Here is a 25973-nt window from a genome sequence, read left to right as displayed (position 1 = left end):
CAAGAACCGTACCGCGTACGTGCCGGTCGCTCGACAGGGTTTACGGCCCTGTGGGCTGCGGTCCTGTCCCGGGGGCTCCGCCCCCGGACCCCCGTTTGCCCACCCAACCCCGCCCGTCTCGGTTGGATGAGAACGCACCCTGTTCAGCCGAGCGAGTCGGACAGGGTGCCCTTTCCACCTACCGAGACGGGCGGGGTTGGGTGGGCGAGGGGGGTCTGGGGGCGGAGCCCCCAGGAACGGCGCGCTGGCCGACGGAACCCGGAAGTCCCGTCGGCCAGCGGCAGCCTAACCGCGATTACACCCGCGGCTTCTCGCGCATCTCGTACGTCGCGATGACGTCGTCCACCTTGATGTCGTTGAAGTTGCCGAGGTTGATACCACCCTCGTAACCCTCACGGATCTCGGTGACGTCGTCCTTGAAGCGACGCAGGCCCTCGATGTTGAGGTTCTCCGCGATGACCTTGCCGTCGCGGACCAGGCGGGCCTTGGTGTTGCGCTTGACCTCGCCCGAGCGGATGAGGACACCGGCGATGTTGCCCAGCTTGGACGACTTGAAGACCTCGCGGATCTCCGCCGTACCCAGCTCGACCTCTTCGTACTCCGGCTTGAGCATGCCCTTGAGGGCCGCCTCGATCTCCTCGATCGCCTGGTAGATGACCGAGTAGTACCGGACGTCCACACCCTCGCGCTCGGCCATCTGCGCCGCGCGGCCGGCCGCGCGGACGTTGAAGCCGATGACGATGGCGTCGGAGCCCATGGCCAGGTCGATGTCGGACTCCGTGACCGCACCGACACCGCGGTGCAGGACGCGGATGTCGACCTCTTCGCCGACGTCCAGCTGGAGCAGCGAGGACTCGAGAGCCTCGACCGAACCAGACGCGTCACCCTTGATGATCAGGTTCAGCTGCTGGACCTCGCCGGCCTTGAGCACCTTGTCCAGGTCCTCGAGCGAGACACGGCGCGTGCGCTTGGCGAAGGCCGCGTTGCGCTCACGGGCGGCACGCTTCTCCGCGATCTGACGGGCCGTACGGTCCTCGTCCACCACGATGAAGTTGTCACCGGCGCCCGGGACGTTGGTCAGGCCCAGGACCTGGACCGGCGTCGACGGACCGGCCTCGGCGACGTTGTTGCCGTTGTCGTCGAGCATGGCGCGCACGCGGCCGTAGGCGTCGCCCACGACCATCGTGTCGCCGACCCGCAGCGTGCCTCGCTGGACGAGGACCGTCGCCACGGCACCACGGCCGCGGTCGAGACGGGACTCGATCGAGATGCCCTGCGCGTCCTGGTGCGGGTTGGCCCGCAGGTCGAGCGAGGCGTCGGCGGTCAGGATGACCGCTTCCAGCAGGCTGTCGATGTGCAGACCCTGCTTGGCGGAGATGTCGACGAACATGGTGTCGCCGCCGTACTCCTCGGCCACCAGGCCGTACTCGGTCAGCTGACCGCGCACCTTGGTCGGGTCGGCGCCCTCGACGTCGATCTTGTTGACCGCGACCACGATCGGCACACCGGCCGCCTTGGCGTGGTTCAGGGCCTCGACCGTCTGCGGCATGACACCGTCGTTGGCCGCCACCACGAGGATCGCGATGTCGGTCGACTTCGCACCACGGGCACGCATGGCGGTGAACGCCTCGTGACCCGGGGTGTCGATGAAGGTGATCTTGCGCTCTTCGTCGTTGACCTCGGTCGCGACCTGGTAGGCACCGATGTGCTGGGTGATGCCACCGGCCTCGCCCGCGATGACGTTCGTCTTGCGGATGGCGTCGAGCAGGCGGGTCTTACCGTGGTCGACGTGACCCATGACGGTCACGACCGGCGGACGGACGACCAGGTCTTCCTCGGTGCCCTCGTCCTCGCCGAACTCCAGGTCGAAGGACTCGAGCAGCTCGCGGTCCTCCTCCTCGGGGCTGACGATCTGAATCGTGTAGTTCATCTCGTCGGCGAGGAGCTGCAGCGTCTCGTCGGAGACGGACTGCGTGGCCGTGACCATCTCGCCGAGGTTCATCATGACCGCGACGAGCGACGCCGGGTTGGCGTTGATCTTCTCGGCGAAGTCGGTGAGCGACGCGCCGCGGGACAGGCGGATGGCCTGGCCGTTGCCGCGCGGCAGCATCACGCCGCCGACGCTCGGGGCCTGCATGGCCTCGTACTCCTGGCGCCTCTGCCGCTTCGACTTGCGGCCACGACGCGCGGGACCACCGGGACGGCCGAAGGCGCCCTGCGTGCCACCACGGCCACCGGGACCACCGGGACGGCCACCGAAGCCGGGACGGCCACCGCCGCCACCGAAGCCGCCGCCACCACCGGGACGACCGGCGAAACCGCCGCCGCCACCGCCGGGACGACCGGCACCGCCGCCGCCCGGACCGCCGGGACGACCGGCGAAGCCGCCGCCACCCGGGCGACCGCCGCCGCCGGGACGACCGGCACCGGCCGGACCACGGCCGCCGGGGCCGGGACGCGGACCGGCAGCGGGACGCTGCGGCATCATGCCGGGGTTCGGACGCGGACCGGCGCCGGGAGCGCCACCGGGACGCGGGCCGCCCTGCGGACGGGGCATACCGGCGGGCGACGGACGGGAACCGCCCGGAGCCTGCGGACGCGGACCGCCGCCCTGGCCACCGGGGCCCTGCGGACGGGGACCGGCGCCGGGAGCGCCACCGGGACGCGGACCACCCTGCGGGCGCGGAGCCTGCGGGCGGGCCATGCCGGTGGAACCACCGGAGGTGAAGGGGTTGTTGCCCGGACGGGGACCGGCCGGACGGGCGCCGGGGCGCGGGGCCTGGCCACCGGGGCGCGGGGCACCCTGGCCGGGACGGGACGCCTGGCCCTGACCACCCTGACCGGGGGCCGGACGGCCACCGGGCTTGGGCGCGCCGGGACGGGCACCACCGGGACGCGGACCACGCTCGGCCGGAGCCTGCGGGGCCTGGGCGGCCGGGGCCTGCGGAGCCTGGGCGGCCGGAGCGGTGAACTCCGGGGCGGCCGGGGCCGGACGCGGCGCGGGCTTGGGGCCCGGAACCGGACGCGGGCCCGGAGCGGGCGCGGACGCCGCCGGGGCCGAGGGGGCTGCCGGTGCGGCGGGCTGGGCCGCGGCCGGCTTGGGGGCGCCCGGCTTCGGAGCAGCCGGACGCGCCGCCTGCACCGGAGAGGGCGCGGCGGGCTTGGGGGATGCCTTGCGCGGGGCGGGCTTGCCGGCGGACTTGCCGTTGCCACCACCCTGGAAGGCGTCGGTCAGCTTACGTACCACAGGCGCTTCGATCGTCGAAGACGCCGAACGGACGAATTCACCGAGTTCTTGGAGCTTGGCCATGACGACCTTGCTCTCTACACCGAACTCCTTGGCGAGTTCGTATACCCGGACCTTAGCCACTTCGCTCCTTTGAGGTCCGGGTGAAGCCGGACCGTCGCTAGTTCATGGGCGTACTCATCGCGTACTCATCGAGTGCTCATCGCAATCTCGACCTGCTTTCGACTCGCGAGGTACCAGTCCGCGCGGGGTTCCACGCGGCACACTTACGGTGTTGCCTGCTCGGCAACTGTCGTCTGCTCGACGTATCGGCGCAACGCGTTTGTGTCGAGCGGTCCCGGGGCGCGCAGTGCCCGCGTGAACGCCCGGCGGCGTACCGCCTGGTCGAGACAGACCAGGGCCGGGTGTACATATGCACCCCGGCCGGGCAGCGTACCGCGAGGATCGGGGACGCAGGCGTCCTCGATCATCACGATCCGCAGTAGATCGTTCTTGGCCGCCCGCTCCCGGCACCCCACACAGGTGCGTTCAGGGCATGCTCGGGCATGCGTCCGGCCAGACACGATTAAGTCTACCTCCCCGTACCGACCTCACCCCTTTGGGGCAAGGATCGAACAGTTTCCGCGCACGAAAATGAGCGATCCGGGCGAGTCTCCGCCCGGATCTGCTGTCGGCCCTACTCGGCGGGCTGCTCGGTGTCCGGGCGGATGTCGATCCGCCAGCCGGTGAGCCGGGCCGCGAGCCGGGCGTTCTGCCCTTCCTTGCCGATCGCCAGCGAGAGCTGGTAGTCCGGCACGGTCACCCGGGCGGAGCGCGAGGCGAGGTCGACGACCTCGACCTTGCTCACCCGGGCGGGTGACAGGGCGTTCGCCACCATCTCGGCTGGGTCGTCCGACCAGTCGACGATGTCGATCTTCTCGCCGTTCAGCTCGCCCATCACGTTGCGCACCCGGCCGCCCATCGGGCCGATGCAGGCGCCCTTGGCGTTCAGGCCCGAACGGGTGGACCGGACCGCGATCTTGGTGCGGTGACCGGCCTCGCGGGCGATGGCGGCGATCTCCACCGAGCCGTCCGCGATCTCCGGCACCTCGAGAGCGAAGAGCTTCTTCACCAGGTTGGGGTGCGTGCGCGAGAGCGTCACGGAGGGACCGCGCACACCCTTGGCCACCCGGACGACGTACGACCGCAGGCGCATGCCGTGGTTGTAGGTCTCGCCGGGGACCTGCTCCTGCACGGGCAGGATGGCCTCCAGCTTGCCGATGTCCACGAGCACGTTCTTCGGGTCGCGGCCCTGCTGGACCACGCCCGTGACGATGTCGCCCTCGCGCCCGGCGTACTCGCCGAGCGTGGCGTCGTCCTCGGCGTCGCGCAGCCGCTGGAGGATGACCTGCTTGGCGGTGGTGGCGGCGATCCGGCCGAAGCCCGAGGGGGTGTCGTCGAACTCGCGGCGCTCCTGCCCCTCCTCCAGGTCCTCCGGGTCCTCCTTGGCCCACACGGTCACATGACCGGTCTGCCGGTTCAGCTCCACGCGCGCGTGGCGGCGGCTGCCCTCGGTGCGGTGGTACGCGATGAGGAGGGCCGACTCGATCGCCTCGACCAGCAGGTCGAAGGAGATCTCCTTCTCCCTGACCAAGCCCCGCAGGGCGCTCATGTCGATGTCCACGGCTACGCCTCCTCCTCTTCCTTCATGTCCTTCTTGTCCTTGCGGTTGAACTCGACCTGGACGCGTGCCTTCTCGATCTCCGGGAAGCCGAGCCGGCGGGTGGTGGCCTTGCGGCCCTTCACGCCGGGGACCTCCAGGTCCAGACCCTCGTCGTCCACGCCCAGGATGCGCGCGACCAGCTCGCCGCCCTCGGTCAGCTGGAACCTGACCAGCCGGTCCACGGCGCGCGCGTAGTGGCGCCGTTCGGTGAGGAGGCGCTCGGCGCCGGGGGTTCCGACCTCCAGGTCGTAGGCCGCGTCACCCATCGCGTCGGTCTCGTCGAGCTTCGCCGAGAGCGCACGGCTCACATCGGCGATCTGGTCCAGGTCGGCACCGGTGTCCGAGTCGACGACCACGCGCAGCACCCGCTTGCGTCCGACGGAGTCCACAGCGATCTCTTCGAGATCCAGCCCCTGGGAGGTGACGAGCGGTTCGAGGAGCTCGCGCAGCCTCTCGCTCTGGGTGGTGCTCATCCGGGTGACTCCTCGGCCGCGTGTGCTGTTGTGGGATGGGTCGCGTGTCTGGTCAAAGGGTATCCGGTCGCGACGGGTGTTGCCGTCCACCCTCGGCAGCCCCGGCCGTCCGGGGCCCGCCCCTGGGCCGTACGGTGCCCGAGCGCGGTGCCGGTGAGGGGGGCGCGCGGGGTGCGCGGGTACGGTGATCACGGGCGTCGCGCCCGCCTGTGGTCTTCCCCCCGTACCCGCTCCCCCGAGGACGTCTGCCGTGTCCTACCCTCCCCCGTCGCGCGCCCGTTCGGGGCCGCGCAGAAGAACCCTGCTCGCCTCCGCCGCCGGGGCCGCCGTCCTGCTCGCGGGCTGCACCTCCGGCACCGGCTCCGACGGTGGCACCTCGTCGCCGTCGGCGCGGGCGCGGAAGCGGGCTGCCGCCGACAGCGGGACGCTGCTCGCCCGCTACGACGCCGTACTGGCCGCGCATCCGGGCCTGGACGAGCGGATCTCCCCGCTGCGGGCGGCGGTGGCCGCGCATGTGGCGGCCTTCGGCGGCAAGGCGGCGCCCAGCGCGTCCGCCTCCCCCGCCGCCTCCGCGTCCACCTCGCCGTCCGCCACGGGCGACACGGACGGCACGGACGACGCCAAGCACGGCGAGGCCAAGCACGGCGAGAAGGCGGCCTCCGCCGGGCCCGGCGTGAGCCCCGGCCCGGTGCCCACGACCGAGAAGGACGCGCTGGCCTGGCTCGCCACCGCCGAGCGCACCCTCGCCGACCGGCGGACCAAGGCGCTCCTGGACGTGCCCGGCGAGCTGGCCCGGCTGATGGCGTCGGTGGCCGCCGCGGGTGCGGCCCACGCGTTCGTGCTGACCGAGGGGGACAAGTGAGCGACAACACCACCACGAAGGCCGAACTGACCGCGCTCCAGGCCGCGTTGGCCGCCGAGCACGCGGCGGTGTACGGCTACGGCGTCGTCGGCGGCCGGGTCGGCGCGGACCGCCGCGCGGAGGCCAAGGCGGCCTGGGACGCCCACCGGGCCCGCCGGGACGCGCTCGCGCGCTCGGTGCGCGACCTGGGCGGCGAGCCGGTGGCCGCGAGCGCCGCGTACGCGCTGCCGTTCACGGTGGCCGACTCTCCCTCGGCGGTGAAGCTGGCCGCCGATCTGGAGCAGCGGGTCGCCGGGGTCTACTCGGACCTGGTGCGCTCGGCGACGGGCGAGCGGCGTGCCTCGGCGGCCGGTGCGCTGCGGGAGGCGGCGGTCCGGGCGGTGCGCTGGAGCGGGGAGAGCGTAGCCTTCCCTGGGCTCGCGGAGCGGGCCGGTGACGCGGCCGGACGGGCCGGTACGACCGGCCGCACGGCTGCGACGGGCTCGGCGTCCCCGTCGGCGTGACCCGCGCGCGGGCCCGTACGGCGGCGCCTGCAGAGCAGACCCAGGAGGAAGGGAACCACTCGCGCATGGCTTTCGAACCGCCGCAGCGCCTGGTGCGGGCGACCGGGGAGACGGCACCGCCCGGCGACGACTGGCTGGCGGAGCTGCCCCGGGCCGCCGAACGGGCCGTGGCCCGGCGGGGGCTGACCGTGGAGCGGGTCCAGGTGCCCGGCGGGCGCAGCAGCCTGGTGCTGCTGGTCCGGCGCGCGGACGGCACCCCGGCGGTGCTGAAGCTGGCGCCGCCCCGGGCCCGCCCGGAGAGCGAGCGGGCCGCCCTCGCGCACTGGGGCGGCCTGGGTGCCGTACAGCTGCTGGAGAGCGGGCCCGAGGACACCGCCGAGGGCGCGCTGCTCCTGGAGCGGCTGCACCCGGAGATGTCGGTGCGGTCGCTGCCGGAGGCCAAGGCGCTCCTGGAGGCGGCGGGCACGCTGCGGCGGCTGTGGGTGCCGCCGCCCACCGGTGAAGGCGCGCACCGCTTCGAGACGGTGGCCGAGCGCACCGGACGGCAGGCGGAGGCGATGGCCGCGAGCGCCCGCATGGACACGGCGGCGGCGCCCCTGGTGGACGCGGCGCTCGCGGTACGGGACGAGCTGCTGGCCGGGCCGCCCGAGGACCGGCTGCTGCACGGCACGTTCCGGCAGAGCAAGGTGCTCGGCGCGGACCGGCTGCCCTGGCTGGCGGTGGGTCCTGACCCGGTGGTCGGCGACTGCGCCTTCGACCTCGCGCGGCTGGTCCGGGACCGGGTGGAGGACCTGATCGCCACCCCGTCGGGCGCGGCCGTCACCCGGCGCCGGATCCAGCGGCTCGCGGAGTCACTCGAGGTGGACCAGGAGCGGCTGCGCGGCTGGACGCTCTTCCGCGCGGTGGAGTCCGGGGTACGGGCCCGCCGGGTGGGCCGGGAGCAGGACGCGGAACTGCTGCTGGAGTTCGCGACCTGGCTGTAGGACACCTGGAGGACAGCACGACGCCGGACCCGGCCGCCCCCCGAGGGCGACCGGGTCCGGGTGTACGGGGGCTCAGGCGGTGAGGCGGGCGATGGCCTCCTCGACCGTCAGCTCCTCGCGCTCGCCGGTCTTGCGGTCCTTCAGCTCCAGGACGCCCTCGCCGGCACGGCGGCCGGCCACCAGGATCTGGGGCACACCGATCAGCTCGGCGTCGGTGAACTTCACGCCCGGGGAGACGCCCGCGCGGTCGTCCACCAGGACGCGCACGCCCGCGGCGCCCAGCTTCGCGGCGACGTCCAGGGCGACCTCGGTCTGCAGGGCCTTGCCCGCGGCGACGACGTGCACGTCGGCCGGGGCGACCTCCTTGGGCCAGACCAGGCCGTGCTCGTCGGCGGTCTGCTCGGCCAGGGCGGCGACGGCGCGGGAGACGCCGATGCCGTAGGAGCCCATGGTGACGCGGACGGGCTTGCCGTTCTGGCCGAGAACGTCGAGCTTGAGGGCGTCGGCGTACTTGCGGCCGAGCTGGAAGATGTGGCCGATCTCGATGGCGCGGTCCAGCTTCAGGCCGGTGCCGCAGTTGGGGCAGGGGTCGCCCTCCTGCACCACGACCACGTCCACGTACGCGTCGACCTCGAAGTCACGGCCCGCGACGACGTTCTTCGCGTGCGTGTGCTCCTTGTTGGCGCCGGTGATCCAGGAGGTGCCGGGGGCCACGCGCGGGTCGGCGATGTAGGTGACCTTCTCGCCCAGGCCCTGCGGGCCGACGTAGCCGCGCACCAGGTCGGGGCGGGTGGCGAAGTCGGCCTCGGTGACCAGCTCGACGGCGGCCGGGGCGAAGTGGGCCTCCACCTTGTCCATGTCGACCTCGCGGTCGCCGGGGACGCCGACGGCCACGATCTCGCCGTCCACCTTGACCAGCAGGTTCTTCAGGGTGGCGGAGGCGGGCACGCCGAGGGAGGCGGCCAGGGTCTCGATGGTCGGGGTGTCCGGGGTGGGGATCTCCTCCAGCGCGGGCACGTCGGTGGCGTCGACCTCGGCGAGCGTGTAGTACACGGCCTCGGTGTTGGCGGCGAAGTCGCAGTTCGGGCAGTCGGCGAAGGTGTCCTCGCCCGCCTCGGCCGGAGCCAGGAACTCCTCGGACTTGGAGCCGCCCATGGCGCCCGCGGTGGCGGCGCAGATGCGGTAGTCGAGGCCGAGGCGCTCGAAGATCCGGCGGTAGGCGTCGCGGTGCAGCGCGTACGACTGGGCCAGGCCCTCGTCCTCGGTGTCGAAGGAGTACGAGTCCTTCATCAGGAACTCGCGGCCGCGCAGGATGCCGGCGCGGGGGCGGGCCTCGTCGCGGTACTTGCTCTGGATCTGGTACAGGATGACCGGCAGGTCCTTGTAGGAGGACGCCTGGTCCTTCACCAGCAGGGTGAAGATCTCCTCGTGGGTGGGGCCGAGGAGGTAGTCGCCGCCCTTGCGGTCCTGGAGGCGGAACAGCTCGGCGCCGTACTCGTCCCAGCGGCCGGTGGCCTCGTAGGGCTCACGGGGCAGCAGGGCCGGGAGCATGACCTCCTGGGCGCCGATGGCGTCCATCTCCTCGCGGACGATGCGCTCGACGTTGGCCAGGACCTTCTTGCCGAGGGGCAGCCAGGACCAGATGCCCGCGGCGGTACGGCGGACGTATCCCGCGCGGACGAGGAGCTTGTGGCTGAGCACCTCGGCGTCGGCCGGGTCGTCGCGCAGCGTCTTCGCCAACAACTGGGACATGCGCTGGACCGGTGCGTTCGCCATGGTTCTCGTACTCCTGCCGGAAAAATGAGGTGATGGCACAGGAGGTTAGCCGGGCGGCGGGTGCCGGTGGAAATCGGTTATGGGCGCAGCAGGGGCAGCGGGGCGCCCATCACGGCGTAGGGGCGGGGCGCGCTCGGGAAGTGGACGCGGCGGGCGAGGTCGGTGTAGCCGAGGGAGTGGTACAGGCCGCGGGCGGGGCTGTCGGTGTCGATCGCGGAGAGGATCGAGCGGGGTTCGGCGGCGCTGTCGGTGATCGCGGTGATCAGGTGGCGGCCGATGCCCCGGTTCTGGTGCTCGGGGTGGACGTGCAGCTCGGTGATGACGAAGGCGTCGTCCAGCCAGAAGTCGGTGCCCTGCGCGCGCAGATAGGGCTCGACGACCGTGGACCACCAGTGCGTACGGGAGTTGGGCATCCCGTAGACGAAGCCGACCAGCCGTCCGGCCGCGAGGGCGCCGAGGGCGCGGGCGCCGGGGAACTGCATGTGGCGCTGGACGATCTGGCGGCGTACGGCCACCTCGTCGGGGCCGAGGCCGAAGGCGACGGCTTGGACCGCCAGCGCCTCGTCGACACGGGCGCCGAGGTCCAGGGGGCCGATCACGAGGTCCATGCGGGGAGCGTACAGGGGCGTGTACGGCGGGTGGGGCGAGCGGGGCCTGCGCCCGGAGCCCCGGGGGCGGGACGGTGGCGGGCTCACGGGTGTCCGCTCAGAACAGCACGCTCATGAACGCGCCGACCTCCTGGAAGCCGACGCGGCGGTAGGTGCGGCGGGCGGCGGTGTTGAAGTCGTTCACGTAGAGGCTGACGACCGGGGCCACGTCGGCGAGCGCGTACCGCAGGACGGCGGCCATGCCGGGGGCGGCCAGGCCCTGGCCCCGGTACTCGGGGGCGACCCAGACGCCCTGGATCTGGCAGGCGCGGGGGGTCGCCGCGCCGATCTCCGCCTTGAAGACGACGTTGCCGTGCTCGTCGAGGCGGGCGAAGGAGCGGCCCGCGCCGACCAGTTCGGCGACCCGGGCCTGGTAAAGGAGGCCGCCGTCGCCCGCCAGCGGGGAGACGCCGACCTCCTCGGTGAACATCGCCACGCAGGCCGGCATGACCGTGTCCACCTCGTCCTTGCGGATGCGGCGGACGTACGGGTCGGGTGCGATGTCGGCGGGCATCCGGTCGGTGACCATCAGCGGCTGGTGGGCGCGGATCTCGCGGGCCGGGCCCCAGTGGGGCTCCAGCAGGCGCCACAGCTCGGCGGTGGCTCCGGCGGGGCCGACGATGGAGGAGCAGCGGCGGCCCGCCCGGCGGGCGCGGTCGGCGAAGGCGCGGACGGCGCGGGGGGTGGCGCAGATGGGGACCAGGTTGGCGCCCGCGTAGCACAGCGAGGTCAGGATGCCGTCCTCGTACCAGCCCCACATCTCGCCGCCCAGCCGCCAGGGGTCGAGACCGGCGATCTGGACGCGGGCGGTCACGAAGGCGTTCGCGACCGGCTCGCGGTCGAGAACGGCGAGCGCGGCGTCGAGGTCGCCGGGGTCGAGCACCCGGGAGGTGGTCTGGGTCAGCACGGGGTCTCATCCTGAGAGGTTCGCTGGTCCCCGAACTATAACTGCGGTGTCGCTGCGCTGCTTGGGTGTACGTCGGTCAGCTCGGGAGCGGGTGCCTGGCGGGGCTGTGTCGGGTGCGCGGTCCAGCTTGCGGGGGCGGGTGCGTGCGCGGCTGCGGGCCTTGCGTGGTTGATCGCGCAGTTCCCCGCGCCCCCTCTGGGGCTGAGGCCTGTCGAATCGGTGCGGTGTGCCGGGGCGCGCCATCCCACCTGCGGGGGCGGGTGCGTGCGCGGCTGCGGGCCGTGCGTGGTTGATCGCGCAGTTCCCCGCGCCCCCTCTGGGGCTGAGGCCTGTCGAATCGGTGCGGTGTGCCGGGGTGCGCCATCCCGCCTGCGGGTGCAGGTGCGTGCGCGGCTGCGGGGCTTGCGTGGCTGGTCGCGCCGTTCCCCGCGCCCCCTCTGTGGCTGAGCCCTGTCGAATCGGTGCGGGGTGCCCGTGCCACTGAGGGGGGTAGCCTGCGGCCTACCCCCCCTCGTTGGCTTGCGAAGCTTCTCAGCCTGCTACCGCTACCGTCGGTTCGCCTGACTCGACGCCCTCGTCCTGCATCTGTTCGGCGAGCTTCATGGCTTCTTCGATGAGGGTTTCTACGATCTTCGACTCCGGGACGGTCTTGATTACCTCGCCCTTGACGAAGATCTGGCCCTTGCCGTTGCCGGAGGCGACGCCGAGGTCGGCCTCGCGGGCCTCGCCTCCCTGCCCGGGGCCGTTCACGACGCAGCCCATGACCGCGACGCGCAACGGGACCTCCATGCCGGTCAGGCCCGCGGTGACCTCCTCGGCCAGCTTGTACACGTCCACCTGGGCACGGCCGCAGGACGGGCAGGAGACGATCTCCAGGCCGCGCTGCTTCAGGTTCAGGGACTCCAGGATCTGGAGGCCCACCTTGACCTCCTCGGCGGGCGGGGCCGACAGGGAGACGCGGATCGTGTCACCGATGCCCTGGGAGAGCAGGGCGCCGAAGGCGACCGCCGACTTGATCGTGCCCTGGAACGCCGGACCCGCCTCCGTCACACCCAGGTGGAGCGGGTAGTCGCACTGCGCGGCCAGCTGACGGTACGCCTCGATCATCACGACCGGGTCGTTGTGCTTCACCGAGATCTTGATGTCCCGGAAATCGTGCTCCTCGAAAAGGGACGCCTCCCACAGCGCCGACTCCACCAGCGCCTCGGGGGTCGCCTTGCCGTACTTCTGGAGGAGGCGGCGGTCCAGCGAGCCCGCGTTCACGCCGATGCGGATCGGGGTGCCGTGGTCCTTCGCCGCCCGCGCGATCTCCTTGACCTTGTCGTCGAACTGCTTGATGTTGCCCGGGTTCACCCGGACCGCCGCACACCCCGCCTCGATCGCCGCGAAGACGTACTTCGGCTGGAAGTGGATGTCCGCGATCACCGGGATCTGCGACTTGCGGGCGATCGTCGCCAGCGCGTCCGCGTCGTCCTGCGTCGGACACGCCACCCGCACGATCTGGCAGCCCGACGCCGTCAGCTCCGCGATCTGCTGCAACGTCGACCCGATGTCCGACGTACGCGTCGTCGTCATGGACTGCACCGAGACGGGGGCGTCGCCGCCGACCGCGACGGTGCCGACCTGGATCTGCCGGCTCTTGCGACGCTCGGCGATCTTGGTCGGGATGGACGGCATACCGAGAGAAATCGCAGTCATCTGCTGTGCAACCCCAAGTCGTGGATGAAGATCCGGCCCCATGAAACGCCGGGCTCCAGGCTCTGAGATTACGGTACGGGCCGCCGGGCGAGCACATCCCACCCGGCAAACCCACTCAATGGAAGACGGCCCGGAGCTGAACGCTCCGGGCCGCCTTCGGGGTGCCGTACCGCTAGGAGATCTTGACCGGGTTCACCACGTCCGCGATCAGCACGAGAAGCGTGAAGCAGACGAAGATGCCCGCCACGACGTAGGCCACCGGCATCAGCTTGGCCACGTCGAAGGGGCCCGGGTCGGGGCGGCGCAGCACCCGGGCGAGGTTGCGCCGCAGCGACTCCCACAGCGCGCCCGCGATGTGCCCGCCGTCGAGCGGGAGCAGCGGGAGCATGTTGAAGAGGAACAGCGAGAGGTTGAACCCGGCGAGCACGAACACGAACATCGCGACCTGCTGGGAGGCCGGGATGTCCAGCGTGGCGATCTCGCCGGTGACGCGGGCGGCGCCGACGATGCCCATCGGGGAGTCCGGCTCGCGCGGGCCGTCGCCGAAGGCGGCGTTCCACAGGGCCGGGATCTTGCCGGGCAGCGCGACGAGGGAGTCCACCGCGTTGCCGACCTGGTCGCCCATCCAGACCACCGAGTCGCCGAAGCCGAGCTGGACGACGCCGGTGGCGGCGCTGAAGCCGAGGAAGCCCGCCTTGACGTACTCCCCCTGGACGTAGGTGCCGCTCGCGTCCTTCTTGGCGACCTGGTTGGTGGCGATGGTGGCGTGCAGGGTGAGCTGCTTGCCGTCGCGCTCGACCAGGATCGGGACGCTCCTGCCCGCGCTGTCACGGATGAGGTCGGACAGCGTGTTCCAGTCCTTGGTCGGCTTGCCGTCGAAGGAGAGGATCTTGTCGTGCGCCTTGAGCCCGGCGGCCTCGGCCGGGGAGGCCGGGTCGGACTTCCTGCAGGTGTCGCGGTGCTGGCTCTGCGCGATGACACAGGGCGAGACCGAGGCGACCGTGTTGGTCTGCTGCTGGATGCCGAAGCCCATGAGCACGGTGAAGAACAGGCCGACCGCGAGGATCAGGTTCATGAAGGGGCCGGCGAACATGACGATGACGCGTTTCCACGGCTTGCGCGTGTAGAACATGCGCGTCTCGTCACCGGGCTGGAGCTCCTCGAAGGCCGCCGAGCGGGCGTCCTCGATCATGCCGCGCCACGGGGAGGTGGAGCGGGCGGAGACCCGGCCCGCGTCGTCCGGCGGGAACATGCCGATCATGCGGATGTAGCCGCCGAGCGGGACGGCCTTGATGCCGTACTCGGTGTCGCCCTTGTGCCGCGACCAGATGGTGGGGCCGAAGCCGACCATGTACTGCGGGACGCGGATGCCGAAGAGCTTGGCGGTGGAGAGGTGCCCCAGCTCGTGCCAGGCGATCGAGACGAGCAGGCCGACCGCGAAGACCGCTATGCCGAGGATGAACATCAAGGTCGTCATGCACGCGCCTCCGCGGTCGCCGTCGTGGCTGTCAGTTCGCGGGCCCGGGCGCGGGCCCAGGTCTCCGCTTCGAGGACGTCCGACACCGTGAGCGAGGTTCCCGGTACCGGGGTGCCGTGTTCCTCGACGACCCGGGTGACGGTCTCCATGATCCCGTTGAAGGGCAGCGCGCCGTTCAGGAAGGCGGCGACGCACTCCTCGTTGGCGGCATTGAACACCGCCGGGGCGGTCCCCGCGAGCCGTCCCACGTGCCGGGCGAGGTTCACCGAGGGGAAGGCGTCGTTGTCCAGCGGGAAGAATTCCCAGGTGGACGCCTTGCTCCAGTCGAAGGCCGGGGCGGCGTCGGGGACGCGCTCGGGCCAGCCCAGGCCGATGGCGATGGGCCCGCCCATGTCGGGGGGCGTCGCCTGGGCGATCGTGGAGCCGTCGGTGAACTCGATCATCGAGTGGACATACGACTGGGGATGCACGACCACCTCAATGTGGTCGAAGGAAATGTCGTAGAGGAGGTGCGCCTCGATGACTTCCAGGCCCTTGTTGACGAGGGTCGCGGAGTTGACGGTGATGACCGGGCCCATGGCCCAGGTGGGGTGGGCGAGGGCGTCGGCGACCGTGACGTTCGCCAGCTCGCTCTTCGTACGGCCGCGGAAGGGGCCGCCGGAGGCGGTGACGACCAGCTTGCGGACGTCGGCGCGGGTGCCTGCGGCCAGGGCCTGGAAGAGGGCGGCGTGCTCGGAGTCCACCGGGATGATCTGCCCCGGCTTGGCCAGCGCCTTGACCAGCGGGCCGCCGACGATCAGCGACTCCTTGTTGGCGAGCGCGAGGGTGCGGCCCGCCTCCAGGGCGGCCAGGGTCGGCGCGAGACCGATCGAGCCGGTGATGCCGTTCAGCACGGTGTGGCAGTCGGAGGCGGCGAGCTGGGCAGCCGCGTCGGGCCCGGCCAGGATCTCCGGCAGCGGCTCGGTGCCGTAGTGCCCGGCCAGCGCCTCGCGCAGTTCCGGTACGGCGTCCTCGCGCGCCACCGCCACGGTCCGCACCCGCAGCCGGTACGCCTGCTCGGCGAGCAGCGCCGCCCGCCCGCCGTTGGCGGACAGCGCGGTCACCCGGAAACGGTCGGGATTACGCAGCACGAGGTCGATCGCCTGCGTGCCGATCGACCCGGTGGACCCGAGAATCACCACATCCTTCGGCCCGCCACCGGGAAGCGGGTCGTACACCAGATGCGGATCGGCGAGAGGCACGGGGCTGACAAGACTGTCGGTCATCCACCTATTGTGTCCGCCCGCGAGGACGGGATGGACAGCGCGTCCGGTTCCCGGGTGGGTGATGTCCTTCGCCGGGCTACTATGGATATACGAGTCCGTCCTCTGGATATACGGAGAGTGCAGTCATGGCCAAGACCCTGATCGACATCGACGAGCAGCTGCTGGCGGACGCGGCCATAGCGTTCGGCACGAAGACCAAGAAGGACACCGTGACGGCCGCCTTGAAGGAGGGCGTCGAGCGCAAGAAGCGGGCGCTGGCGCTGGCGCGACTGGCCGCTCGCGCCGACGCGGGCGACTTCGACATCTTGCTGGACAAGAGGAACTACCGTCGATGACGACTGCCCGCTACCTCGTCGACACAAGCGCCCTGGTCCGCATCCTTGGCGAAAAGGCCCGGTCACGGTGGGAGAACCCCCTGAAGGAGGGTCTCATCGCACGCTGCCCGGTCACCGAGATCGAACTCCTCTACAGCGCCAGGAGCGCCGAAGACCGTGAACAGATAGTCGCGGATCTCGACACTCTGTTCGGCTGGACGCCACTCGACGACCGCGCCGTGACCCGCGCATGGGCGGTGCAGGAGCAACTCACCGCCAAGGGACAGCACCGCTCGGCGGGCACGGTGGACCTGCTGGTCGCCGCGACCGCCGAGCTCCAGGGGCTCACCGTGCTCCATTACGACAACGACTTCGAGACCATCGCGTCGGTCACGGGGCAGCCGACCCAGTGGCTGATGCCACCCGGCACTCTCTAGCGAGTCACCCGCCGAAGGGACGACGGGCGCTCGGCTCCCTGCTCGGGCCGGGCGTCGCGTCCGCGATCCACGGGCCGTCCGTCGACGGGTCGAGGATGCCGTCCTCCAGCCAGTCGTAGGAGCCGTTGAGGACGTTCTTGACGACCTTGCGGTCCAGGTCGTCGGTGTTGGACCACAGGCGGGTGAAGAGGTCGTCGACGCGGAGGCGGGACTGGTGGCAGAAGGCGTCGGCGAGCTGGTAGGCCTCGCGGCCGTGGTCGCCCTCGCGGCGCAGGCGTTCGGCGCGGACGCAGGCGGCGCTCATGGCGAAGAGTTCGGCGCCGATGTCCACGATGCGGCCGAGGAAGCCCTGCTTGGTCTCCATGCGGCCCTGCCAGCGGGACATGCCGTAGAAGGTGGCGCGGGCGAGCTTGCGGGCGTGCCGTTCCACGAAGCGCAGATGGCCCGACAGGTCGATGCCGTGCTTGAACTCGCCGAACGAGGACGGGAGTTGGCCCGGGCCCGCGACCAGCTTCGGGAGCCACTTGGCGTAGAAGACGCCCGCGTCGGCAGCCGCCTTCGCCTTGTCCTGGAGGGAGGTGTCCGGGTCGATGAGGTCACCGGCGACCGAGAGGTGGGCGTCGACGGCCTCGCGTGCGATCAGCAGGTGCATGATCTCGGTCGAGCCCTCGAAGATGCGGTTGATCCGCAGGTCGCGCAGCATCTGCTCGGCCGGTACGCCCCGCTCGCCGCGCGCCGCCAGCGACTCGGCGGTCTCGTAGCCCCGGCCGCCGCGGATCTGGACCAGCTCGTCGGCCATCAGCCAGGACATCTCGGAGCCGTAGAGCTTGGCGAGCGCGGCCTCGATGCGGATGTCGTTGCGGTCCTCGTCGGCCATCTGGGAGGCGAGGTCGACGACGGCCTCCAGCGCGAACGTGGTCGCCGCGATGAAGCTGATCTTGGAGCCGACGGCCTCGTGCAGCGCGACCGGCTTGCCCCACTGCTCGCGCTCGGCCGCCCACTGCCGGGCGATCTTCAGACACCACTTGCCCGCACCCGCGCACATCGCGGGCAGCGAGAGCCGCCCGGTGTTCAGCGTGGTCAGCGCGATCTTCAGACCGGCGCCCTCGGGTCCGATGCGGTTCGCGGCGGGGACGCGCACCCGGTGGAGGCGGGTCACGCCGTTCTCGATGCCGCGCAGCCCCATGAACGCGTTGCGGTGCTCGACGGTGACGCCCTCGGCCGTGCCCTCCACCACGAACGCGGTGATGCCGCCGGGGTGCCCCTCGGACTTCGGCACCCGCGCCATGACGACCAGCAGGTCCGCGACCACGCCGTTGGTGGTCCACAGCTTGACGCCGTCCAGGATGTAGTCGTCCCCGTCCGGCACGGCCGTCGTCGCCAGGCGCGCCGGGTCCGAGCCCACGTCCGGCTCGGTCAGCAGGAACGCCGAGATGTCGGTGCTCGCGCAGCGCGGCAGGAACGCGTCCTTCTGCTCCTGGGTGCCGAAGATCTTCAGCGGCTGGGGCACGCCGATCGACTGGTGCGCGGAGAGCAGCGCGCCCACCGCCGGGCTGACCGACCCTGCCAGCGCGAGCGCCTTGTTGTAGTACAGCTGGGACAGGCCCAGGCCGCCGTACTTGGGGTCGATCTTCATGCCGAGCGCGCCGAGCCGCTTGAGCCCGGCCACGACCTCGTCGGGGATACGGGCCTCGCGCTCGATGCGGGCCGCGTCGATCTCGCTCTCGCAGAAGGCGCGCAGCTCCGCGAGGAACGCCTCACCGCGCCGCACGCTCTCGGGGTCGGGGAGCGGGTGGGGGTGGATGAGGTCGAGCCGGAAGCGCCCGAGGAAGAGTTCCTTGGCGAAGCTCGGTTTGCGCCAGCCCTGCTCCCGGGCGGCCTCCGCCACCTGGCGGGCCTCGCGCTCGGAGACGGTGGTGCGTTGAGTGGTGGGAGCGGACATGAGGCTCACCTCACCGCGAAGAGGGACGGTTGCGGTCCGTTCGGTACCGACCGGTGCTGCCTGATCTTGGTCACCCGAAAAGGGGTGCTACTGGATCGTTGGTACCGGAAACGGGCCGCCCCCACCACCCCTCACGCGTCCGGCGGGGCGAACGGGTGAAGTGTGGCGGGGGCGGTGAGCCTCGGATGCTCGCGCGGGCTCAGGCGGTCTCCGCCACCGGCACCGCGCCAGCGGGCTCGTCACCGGCGCGCGGCGCGGGCACCGCGGCCGTGGGAGCGGCGGCGGTCGCGGTCGGCTTGGCGCGGCGCCCGGTGTACGCGTACGCCACGCCCACCAGCAGTCCGCCGCCGACCAGGTTGCCGAGGCCCACGAAGAGCAGGTTGTGGGCGAAGGCGCCCACCGTCACACCGGGGACGTGCTCGAAGAGGCCGAGCGAGAAGGTCGTCATGTTGGCGACGACGTGCTCGAAGCCGGAGGCGACGAAGGCCAGGATGCCCGCGAAGATCATCATGATCTTCGCCGTGTCGGAGCGGGTGCGCATGCCCATCCACACGGTCAGACAGACCAGGAAGTTGCAGAGCACGCCGCGGAAGAACATCGCCTCGCCGCTCTCGGCCATCTTGGCGTTGAGCATGCCGGTCAGACCGGTCAGACCGGGGGCGGGCGCTCCGGGCGCGGGCACGACGCCCAGCACCCCGGCGGCGTGGACCAGCCAGGCGAAGCCGACCGAGCCGACCAGGTTGCCGACGAAGGAGCCGACGATCACGGCGAGCGCGGCGAGGGGCGCGACGGTACGGCGGACCGCGCCCTGGACCATCGTCATCATGTTGCTGGTGGCCAGCTCGCCACCGGCGAAGATCACCAGGGTCAGCGCGACACCGAAGACGAGCCCCTGGATCAGCTTGACCCAGGGCGAGTGCGCGAGGGTGAGCGGGCCGGACACCATGACCATCAGGACGACGCCCACACCGATGAAGGCTCCCGCGAGCGCCGCGAGCACGAGATAACGCCCGGGCGAGCGGAGCAGCTTCGCCTTGCCGCGCGCTGCCGCGATCTGGCTGTCCAGAGCTTCTTCCAGTGGTATCGGCACGGTGGCCCTCTCAGTGCTGCTCACTCATGGTCGGATTGTCCGACTCTCACGCGTGGAGCAGTGTGCGCCCGCCGATCTGGAAATGTCAAAAGTCGAATTAATGACGTGATAGGCAGTGCTTATCCTGACTTAATCGGCCAAATCTATCGCGTCATAAGTCTCACCTATCACTGACGCCCCACTCATCGCCGCTCCGGCCCGGCCAGCAGCCCGTCCAGCTCCGCGAAGCTCAGCGCGTCGGCGGCCGAGGTGACGGTGCCGCTCTCGAACAGCTCCCGCGCGGCACGCCGGGCGGCGCCGTACGCGGCCAGCGCCACCCCCGGGCCGAGGCTCACCCGGGCCACCCCGAGGGTGCCGAGCTCGTCGACGGACGGCGCTCCGGGGCCCGCCATGACGTTGAGCGGTACGGCAATGTCCTCGGCCAGCGCCTTGAGGGTGGCCGGGTCGGTGACGCCGGGGACGAAGACGCCGTCGGCGCCCGCCTCCACGTACAGCCGGGCCCGGGTCAGGGTCTCCTCCAGGCGGGTCTCCGGGTCGCCCAGACCCAGCAGGTAGGTGTCGACACGGGCGTTGAGGAACAGGTCGGCCCCCGCCCGCTCGGCGCTCCGCCGGGCCGCGCCGAGCCGGGCGGCCAGCTCGGCCGGGGGCCGGGTGCCGTCCTCGATGTTGACGCCGACGGCGCCCGCCTCGATCACCCCGGCGACCGTCTCCGCGACGGCGGCGGCGTCCGCGCCGTACCCGTCCTCGATGTCGGCGGTGACCGGCACCGTGACGGCGGCGGCGATGCGGGCGATCACCTCGAGGGCCCGCTCGCGGGTGAGGGCGCCGCCGTCGGGCGCACCGAGCGCCCAGGAGACCCCGGCGCTGGTGGTGGCGATCGCGCGGGCGCCCGCCGCCTCCACGACGAGGGCGCTCGCCACGTCCCACGCGTTGGCGAGCGCGAGCGGGGCGGCGGGGGTGTGCAGGGAGCGGAAGAGGCGGGCGTCGGCCGCGTGCGTGTGCGTCATGACGGCAGTCAAGCACCGTACGCGGCCCGCCTTCTGGCAGGAATCCGACATGAAGGCCGCCCTGATTCAAGGCGGTTGACCCCCGGGAAACGCCAACGGCCGGAGCCCCCGCACAGTGTGGGCTCCGGCCGTCGTGACCGACGTGTCGGTGTCGGGTCAGAGAGCGAGTCCGGTGAGGACCAGGACGCGCTCGTAGGTGTAGTCGTCCATCGCGGAGCGGACGCCCTCGCGGCCGACGCCGGACTGCTTGGCGCCGCCGTACGGCATCTGGTCGGCGCGGTAGGAGGGGACGTCGCCGATGACCACGCCGCCGACCTCGAGGGCGCGGTGGGCGCGGAAGGCGGCCTGGATGTCGTGGGTGAACACGCCTGCCTGGAGGCCGTACTTGGACTCGTTGACGGCGGCGAACGCCTCGGCCTCGCCGTCCGCCTTCTGCACGGTGAGGACCGGTCCGAAGACCTCCTCGGTGGCGAGGGTGACCCCGGCCGGGACGTCGGTGAGGACGGTCGGGGCGTAGGTGGCGCCCTCGCGCTTGCCGCCCGCGAGCAGGGTGGCGCCCGCCTCGACGGCCTCGTTCACCCAGGACTCGACGCGCTGGGCGGCGTCCTCGCTGACCAGCGGGCCGACCTCGGTGCGCTCGTCGGCCGGGTCGCCGGTGACCTGGGCCTCGACGGCGGCGACGATGCGCGGCAGCAGGCGGTCGTAGATCGCGGCGTCGGCGATCACGCGCTGCACCGAGATGCAGGACTGGCCGCCCTGGTAGTTGGAGAAGGTGGCGATGCGGCTCGCGGCCCAGTCCAGGTCGGCGTCGCTCGCCCAGTCGCCGAGGACGACGGCCGCGCCGTTGCCGCCCAGCTCCAGGGTGCAGTGCTTGCGCGGCACCGAGTCCATGATCGCGTAGCCGACCTTCTCGGACCCGGTGAAGGAGATCACCGGCAGGCGCTCGTCCTGGACGAGGGCGGGCATCTTGTCGTTGGCGACCGGCAGGATGCTCCAGGAACCGGCGGGCAGGTCCGTCTCGGCCAGGAACTCACCGATGATCAGGCCGGACAGCGGGGTGGCCGGGGCGGGCTTGAGGATGATCGGGACACCGGCGGCGATCGCCGGGGCGACCTTGTGCGCGCACAGGTTGAGCGGGAAGTTGAACGGCGCGATGCCGAGGACGACACCCTTGGGGAAGCGGCGGATCAGCGCCATCCGCCCCTGGCCGCCCGCGTCGGTGTCGAGCCGCTGGGCCTCGCCGCCGTTGAACCGGCGGGCCTCCTCGGCGGCGAGCCGGAAGACGGAGACGGCACGGCCGACCTCACCGCGGGCCCACTTGATCGGCTTGCCGTTCTCGCCGGAGATCAGCTGGGCGATCTCCTCGGCGCGCTCGGTCAGCCCCTGCGCGACGTGGTCCAGGGCGGCGGCGCGCACGTGCGCGGGCACGGCGGCGAAGTCGTCGCGGACGGCGTACGCGGCGGCCACGGCCTCCTCGACCTGGGCGTCGGTCGGCACACTGGCCCGGCCGACCAGGCGCCCGTCCCACGGGTTGGTGACGTCGAAGCTGTCCTCGCCGGTGACCTGGCGGCCGGCGAGCCAGAAGGCGTGGGTGGAAGTCATTGACGAGTCCCGGCCCTTCCGCGTTGTCGGAGTTGTTCTTCGGTGCGTGGTCCACGGTAGGGCGGGCGTGGGTGGGCGTCGCTTGTCCGAGTCGTACGGATGCGGGGCGGTGATGCTCCGGTTTGGCGTGAAGAGGCAGGTCGCGACCCCTCACCTGGCCCTACGGCTGTTCGGTGCCCGTCGTCTTCAGGGCCAGCCACAGCTCCATGCGGACGTCCGGGTCGTCCAGGGAGCGGCCCAGGATCTCCTCGACGCGGCGCATCCGGTAGCGCAGGGTGTGCCGGTGGACGCCGAGGTCGGCGGCGGCGGCGTCCCACTGGCCGTGCCGGGACAGCCAGGCGCGCAGCGAGGCGACGAGGTCGCCGCGTCCGGTGGCGTCGTGCTCGCGCAGTGCGCGCAACAGGCCGTCGGCGAAGGCCCGTACGGCGTCGTCGGCGAGCAGCGGCAGCACCGAGCCCGCCGCCAGATGCTCGTGCTCCACGATCGCCCGGCCCCGGCGCCGGGCGACCGAAAGGGCCTGCTCGGCCTGGCGGTGGGCGGCTGCCGCCGCGCTCGGTCCGGCGGGGGCGGACAGGCCGACGACCAGCGCGGTCTCGGCGCCGCCCGGCTCCGGTGCGGTACGCGCCGTCTCCAGCGCGCCCGCGTGGGCGAGACAGGCGGCGACCGCCGCGCCGCCGTCGGCGGCCAGCACCACCAGGCGCTCCCCGTCGGGCACGGCGAGGACGGCCTCGCCGGAGCGGGCGGCGGCCGACTCCACAGCCTCCGCGAGGGCGCCGAGGGGATCGCCGTCGCCGGTGCCGTCCGCCTCGGCGACGAACACCCGGAACGGGGCGTCGAGCAGCCCGTCGTACAGGTCACCGGCGACGGCGCGGGCGTGGTCCGGCTCCCCGGCGAGCAGCATGCGCAGCACGGCGGCGCCGACGCGCTGTTCGGCGGCGTGCAGGGAGCGGGAGCGCTCGGTGGTGAGGGTGAGCAGGGCGATGGCGGAGTGCACGGCGTAGCGCTCGGCGGTGCCGGGGGCGGCGGCGGTACCGACGGCGAGGGCGGCGCGGGGGCGGCGCCCTGTGCCGAGGGAGTGCAGCTCGACCCGGTCCTCGTTGTCGGGGCCGCCGACGACGGAGGAGGCGGGGGCGGGGCGCTCGCGCAGCCGCTCGACCTCGGCGGTGAGCCGGGCGGCCCTGCGGTGGGCCCACTCGGGCGCGGCGGCGACGACGGCGCCCGAGGCGTCGTACAGCGCGGCCCAGCCGTCGAGCTGGGCGGCGAGCGCGCCGAGCAGGCCCTCGGGGCCGGTGGCCAGGGCCTGCCGGGTCAGCTCGCGCTGGGCGGCGAAGCCTGCGGTGACGGCGCGGTACTGCTCGGCGGCGATGGCGGCGGAGACGGCCTTGCTGATGGCGAGGAACGGGGTGCGGCGGGGGACCTCCAGGAGCGGCAGGCCCTCCTCGCGGGCGGCGTCGAGCAGCGCCTCGGGGATCTCGTCGTAGTTGACCCCGACGGCGAACCCGATCCCGACGACCCCGGCCCCGGCAAGCCGCCTGACGTACCGGCGCATCGCCTCGGGGTCCTCCGCGTCCAGCTTCAGCGCGGTGACGAGGAGGAGTTCCCCGCCCTCCATGTACGGCACGGGGTCGGCCAGCTCGCTGACATGCGCCCAGCGCACCGGCACGTCGAGCCGGTCCTCACCCGCGCGGACGGTGAGCTTGAGCGCGGAGTGCTGGACGAGCGAGGCGAGGGTCGGGGGCATGGGGCCTTCAGGTCGAAGCGGTCCGGCGCTGGGCCACCGGAGATCAATTGGCCGCCGCGTATGAACGGCCCACCCCGATTCTGCCTCACCGTACGATCCCGGACCTCACCCCCGCAGATCCACCAGCAACGGCGGCGCGTGCTCCCCCCGCACGGTCGTCAACGACAACACGGCATGCCCGGGCGGCACCCCGTGCGCCAACTCGGACGCGGACCAGCGCTCACGCTCGACCTGGCGGACGGTGACCGCGCGGGCCGTGGGCGCCTTGCCGGTGATGACGCGGCGCAGCATGTGCACGGCCTTGCCCGCCGGGGTCTCGGCGATGATCTGGCGGTCGGTGACGTCGCGGGTCTCGATCCACTCCTTGCCCCACACCTCGGCGAAGTCCTGCCCGTCCCAGGGGGTGAGGCCGGACAGGGCCATCCGGCAGCCGGTGGCGCCGAGCAGCGGGCCGCGCAGCGGCCGGGGCGCGTCGTCCAGGGTGCGCAGGGTGAGCACCGCGCCCGCGTTGGCGGAGCGCAGCCGCTGGATGCCGCGCACGGCCTCGGGGGTGACGACCCCGCCCGCGTCGTCCAGGAGCAGACAGGCGAAGAGCGAGCGGTCCTCGCGCGCGGTCACGCTCGCCGTGAACTGGGCGAGGACCAGCCGGGCCAGGATGCGGGAGGCGTCGGCGTGGCCGCGCTGGGGCAGGTCGACGCGGACCCGGACCGGGTGGTCGAGCGCCTTGAGCGAGAACGGCCGGGACTGCCCGGAGGTGTCGAAGAAGGAGGCGAAGGCGGGCCGGTCGAGCAGCGCGATCCGGTCGGCGAGCACGGCGCCCACATCACCGGGGTGTGCCAACTGCCTTTCTCTTGCGTCGAGTTCGCGCAGGAGCGAGGCGTGTCCGGTCTCGGTGAGCGCCTTGCGGAGCGCGGCGAGCGGGCCAGGGGCGCCGTCGAGCAGCCCGCGCAGCTCGGGTACCGAGGGGAAGCGGCCGTGGACCGCGCGGAAGGGACCGAGGAGCTGGGCGAGGACGGTGGCGGAGCGGCGGCTGTCGCTGCCGGGGTGCGGGTCGGCCAGGTCGCCGACCAGGGCCTCGGCGAGTATCGCGGCGGCCTCGTCGGGGTCGGTGGTGCCGCCGTAGAGGTCGAGGTCGTAGACGGAGTCGGGGTGACCGACCCGGATCACCACGTCGTACGCCTCGGCCGGACCGAGACCGGCGCCCGCCGCGCCGACGACGACCACGGCGGCCCGTCCGGCCAGCGCGTGCAGGCACAGCGACTCCGCGAGGGGACGGATCAGGCTGCCGGTCTTGCCCGAGCCGGCCGGGCCGACCGCGAGCAGTGAGGTGCCGAGCAGCTCGGGGCTGAAGGCGAGCCCGGCGCCCCGGTAACGGTAGGGGTTGCGCGGGTCGTCGGCGGTGGTGCCGACCCGGACCTGTCCGGTGAGCAGGTCGTGGCGGGCCTGCCGGGCGGGCAGGTCACGGTCGCCGGAGGGGTGCGGGCAGGCGGCGGCGCCATCCTTGACCACCGCCCCGGTGAAGGCGGCCAGGGTGTGCAGCCCGGTGCGCACGCCGTCCCAGGCGCGGCCGATCCGGGCGTGGTCCACGTCCCGCATGTGTCCGGCCCGGGCGTCAGCGGCGAGCCGGTCGGCGGCCTCGTGCGCGCCCGCGGCCCGCAGCTCGGGCCAGCTCGCGGGGTCCTCTCCCGGAGTGGGCGGCGGCTGCTCGGGCGGGGCGGTGGGGCGCCAGGCGGGAGGTCCGTAGCGCCGCCAGATCTCGGCCCAGCGGCCGAGCCGGAAGACGACGAGAAGCAGGGCGCCGCCGATGAGCGTGTAGTACGAGTACCAGAGGACGGCGGTGCCGACCCGGCTCTCGGTCTCCAGCCACGCGTCGGGCGCGAGCAGTTCCAGGGGCAGGGTCCACCAGCCGCCGAGGTAGCCGTTCCACAGCAGGGACCACACCAGCCAGCCGATGAGGAACGAGATCAGCGCGCCGCTCAGCAGCTGGCGCCCCGGGATCGTCTCGGGCTCCTCCTCGGGCCGGGTCCGGTGGCCCAGGCGCCAGACGCCGGGCGGGGCGGTGGGGCGGGAGGCGCGCAGCCAGGCGAGGAAGGCGTTGCCGTCCGGCCTCGGCGGAGTGCCGGGTGGCATCGACGGCATGGGCGGCACGGCAGAGCCCTGGGGTGGTACCGCCGGGCGCGGCACCGGGTTCGCCTCTGTGTCGCGGGCGTCCCGCGTGCCGTCGCTCTCCATCGCCGTTGCCCCCTGAGCAGCCGCTCCGTCCACCGTCAGCGAGTCAATCTAACGCCCCCGCAAGGGGA

At 72.5% G+C, this 25973-nt stretch carries 21 protein-coding genes; 5 read left to right on the top strand and 16 right to left on the bottom strand.

Annotation, left to right across the window (positions count from 1 at the left end; translation table 11 throughout):
• Positions 1-295 precede the first annotated feature (295 nt).
• The 4 genes from infB to rimP all read right to left on the bottom strand — a co-directional run bounded on the left by infB (position 296) and on the right by rimP (position 5422).
• A complete protein-coding gene (gene infB / locus B079_RS33660; protein ID WP_078495840.1) occupies positions 296-3370 on the bottom strand; it encodes a translation initiation factor IF-2 in 3075 nt (1024 codons plus the stop codon).
• A 143-nt stretch (positions 3371-3513) separates the two neighbouring features.
• A complete protein-coding gene (locus B079_RS33655; RefSeq protein ID WP_078495839.1) occupies positions 3514-3810 on the bottom strand; it encodes a YlxR family protein in 297 nt (98 codons plus the stop codon).
• A gap of 113 nt (positions 3811-3923) precedes the next feature.
• A complete protein-coding gene (gene nusA / locus B079_RS0105875) occupies positions 3924-4910 on the bottom strand; it encodes a transcription termination factor NusA (RefSeq protein ID WP_018544850.1) in 987 nt (328 codons plus the stop codon).
• Between the two features lie 2 nt (positions 4911-4912).
• Positions 4913-5422: a ribosome maturation factor RimP gene (gene rimP, locus B079_RS0105870; protein ID WP_018544849.1), complete on the bottom strand. Its 510-nt coding sequence runs from the start codon at positions 5420-5422 to the stop codon at positions 4913-4915.
• Positions 5423-5672: 250 nt separating this feature from the next.
• Here rimP and B079_RS0105865 point away from each other — a divergent pair, with 250 nt between their 5' ends.
• From B079_RS0105865 to B079_RS0105855, 3 genes are all read left to right on the top strand, one after another.
• Positions 5673-6284 (top strand): hypothetical protein, encoded by a 612-nt coding sequence (locus tag B079_RS0105865; protein ID WP_018544848.1) that lies wholly within the window; start codon positions 5673-5675, stop codon positions 6282-6284.
• Positions 6281-6787 (top strand): ferritin-like domain-containing protein, encoded by a 507-nt coding sequence (locus B079_RS0105860; protein ID WP_018544847.1) that lies wholly within the window; start codon positions 6281-6283, stop codon positions 6785-6787. Before B079_RS0105865 ends, B079_RS0105860 begins: the two co-directional genes overlap by 4 nt.
• Positions 6788-6852: 65 nt before the next feature.
• Positions 6853-7770 (top strand): aminoglycoside phosphotransferase family protein, encoded by a 918-nt coding sequence (locus B079_RS0105855; RefSeq protein ID WP_018544846.1) that lies wholly within the window; start codon positions 6853-6855, stop codon positions 7768-7770.
• A gap of 72 nt (positions 7771-7842) precedes the next feature.
• On the opposite strand, the gene B079_RS0105850 is transcribed toward B079_RS0105855, so the two are convergent.
• The 6 genes from B079_RS0105850 to dxr form a co-directional block, all read right to left on the bottom strand.
• Complete coding sequence (locus tag B079_RS0105850; RefSeq protein ID WP_018544845.1) at positions 7843-9546, bottom strand: proline--tRNA ligase; 1704 nt, start codon at positions 9544-9546, stop codon at positions 7843-7845.
• A 77-nt stretch (positions 9547-9623) separates the two neighbouring features.
• Positions 9624-10154: a GNAT family N-acetyltransferase gene (locus B079_RS0105845; protein WP_018544844.1), complete on the bottom strand. Its 531-nt coding sequence runs from the start codon at positions 10152-10154 to the stop codon at positions 9624-9626.
• Between the two features lie 97 nt (positions 10155-10251).
• Complete coding sequence (locus tag B079_RS0105840; RefSeq protein ID WP_018544843.1) at positions 10252-11100, bottom strand: GNAT family N-acetyltransferase; 849 nt, start codon at positions 11098-11100, stop codon at positions 10252-10254.
• 531 nt (positions 11101-11631) lie between these two features.
• The gene (gene ispG / locus B079_RS0105835; protein ID WP_026248394.1) at positions 11632-12798 is read right to left on the bottom strand and encodes a flavodoxin-dependent (E)-4-hydroxy-3-methylbut-2-enyl-diphosphate synthase; all 1167 of its coding nucleotides are present in this window, start codon (positions 12796-12798) and stop codon (positions 11632-11634) included.
• Positions 12799-12970: 172 nt separating this feature from the next.
• Complete coding sequence (locus B079_RS0105830; protein WP_018544841.1) at positions 12971-14275, bottom strand: M50 family metallopeptidase; 1305 nt, start codon at positions 14273-14275, stop codon at positions 12971-12973.
• Positions 14272-15540 carry a 1-deoxy-D-xylulose-5-phosphate reductoisomerase gene (dxr, locus tag B079_RS0105825; protein ID WP_018544840.1) on the bottom strand — a complete coding sequence of 423 codons (1269 nt, stop codon included), beginning with the start codon at positions 15538-15540 and terminating at the stop codon, positions 14272-14274. Before dxr ends, B079_RS0105830 begins: the two co-directional genes overlap by 4 nt.
• Before the next feature lie 125 nt (positions 15541-15665).
• Here dxr and B079_RS0105820 point away from each other — a divergent pair, with 125 nt between their 5' ends.
• Positions 15666-15875 carry a type II toxin-antitoxin system VapB family antitoxin gene (locus tag B079_RS0105820; RefSeq protein WP_018544839.1) on the top strand — a complete coding sequence of 70 codons (210 nt, stop codon included), beginning with the start codon at positions 15666-15668 and terminating at the stop codon, positions 15873-15875.
• Positions 15872-16291: a PIN domain nuclease gene (locus B079_RS0105815; protein WP_018544838.1), complete on the top strand. Its 420-nt coding sequence runs from the start codon at positions 15872-15874 to the stop codon at positions 16289-16291. The genes B079_RS0105820 and B079_RS0105815 overlap by 4 nt, the downstream gene beginning before the upstream one ends.
• A gap of 4 nt (positions 16292-16295) precedes the next feature.
• Here B079_RS0105815 and B079_RS0105810 read toward each other — a convergent pair whose 3' ends face one another.
• From B079_RS0105810 to B079_RS0105785, 6 genes are all read right to left on the bottom strand, one after another.
• Complete coding sequence (locus B079_RS0105810) at positions 16296-18233, bottom strand: acyl-CoA dehydrogenase family protein (RefSeq protein WP_018544837.1); 1938 nt, start codon at positions 18231-18233, stop codon at positions 16296-16298.
• A gap of 199 nt (positions 18234-18432) precedes the next feature.
• Positions 18433-19347 (bottom strand): formate/nitrite transporter family protein, encoded by a 915-nt coding sequence (locus B079_RS31400; protein ID WP_234016744.1) that lies wholly within the window; start codon positions 19345-19347, stop codon positions 18433-18435.
• Between the two features lie 158 nt (positions 19348-19505).
• Positions 19506-20330 (bottom strand): isocitrate lyase/PEP mutase family protein, encoded by an 825-nt coding sequence (locus B079_RS0105800; RefSeq protein ID WP_018544835.1) that lies wholly within the window; start codon positions 20328-20330, stop codon positions 19506-19508.
• A 156-nt stretch (positions 20331-20486) separates the two neighbouring features.
• On the bottom strand, positions 20487-21932 hold the full coding sequence (locus B079_RS0105795; protein WP_018544834.1) for an aldehyde dehydrogenase family protein: 1446 nt from the start codon (positions 21930-21932) through the stop codon (positions 20487-20489).
• Positions 21933-22092: 160 nt separating this feature from the next.
• Positions 22093-23673, bottom strand: a complete 1581-nt coding sequence (locus B079_RS0105790) for a PucR family transcriptional regulator (RefSeq protein ID WP_018544833.1) — start codon at positions 23671-23673, stop codon at positions 22093-22095.
• A 105-nt stretch (positions 23674-23778) separates the two neighbouring features.
• Positions 23779-25905: an ATP-binding protein gene (locus tag B079_RS0105785; RefSeq protein WP_018544832.1), complete on the bottom strand. Its 2127-nt coding sequence runs from the start codon at positions 25903-25905 to the stop codon at positions 23779-23781.
• Between the last annotated feature and the right edge of the window lie 68 nt (positions 25906-25973).

Source organism: Streptomyces sp. LaPpAH-108, assembly GCF_000373625.1.
Classification (GTDB): Bacteria; Actinomycetota; Actinomycetes; order Streptomycetales; family Streptomycetaceae; genus Streptomyces.
The sequence above is the reverse complement of the archived record's forward strand: the minus strand, read 5'-3'. Positions and strand labels throughout refer to the sequence as shown.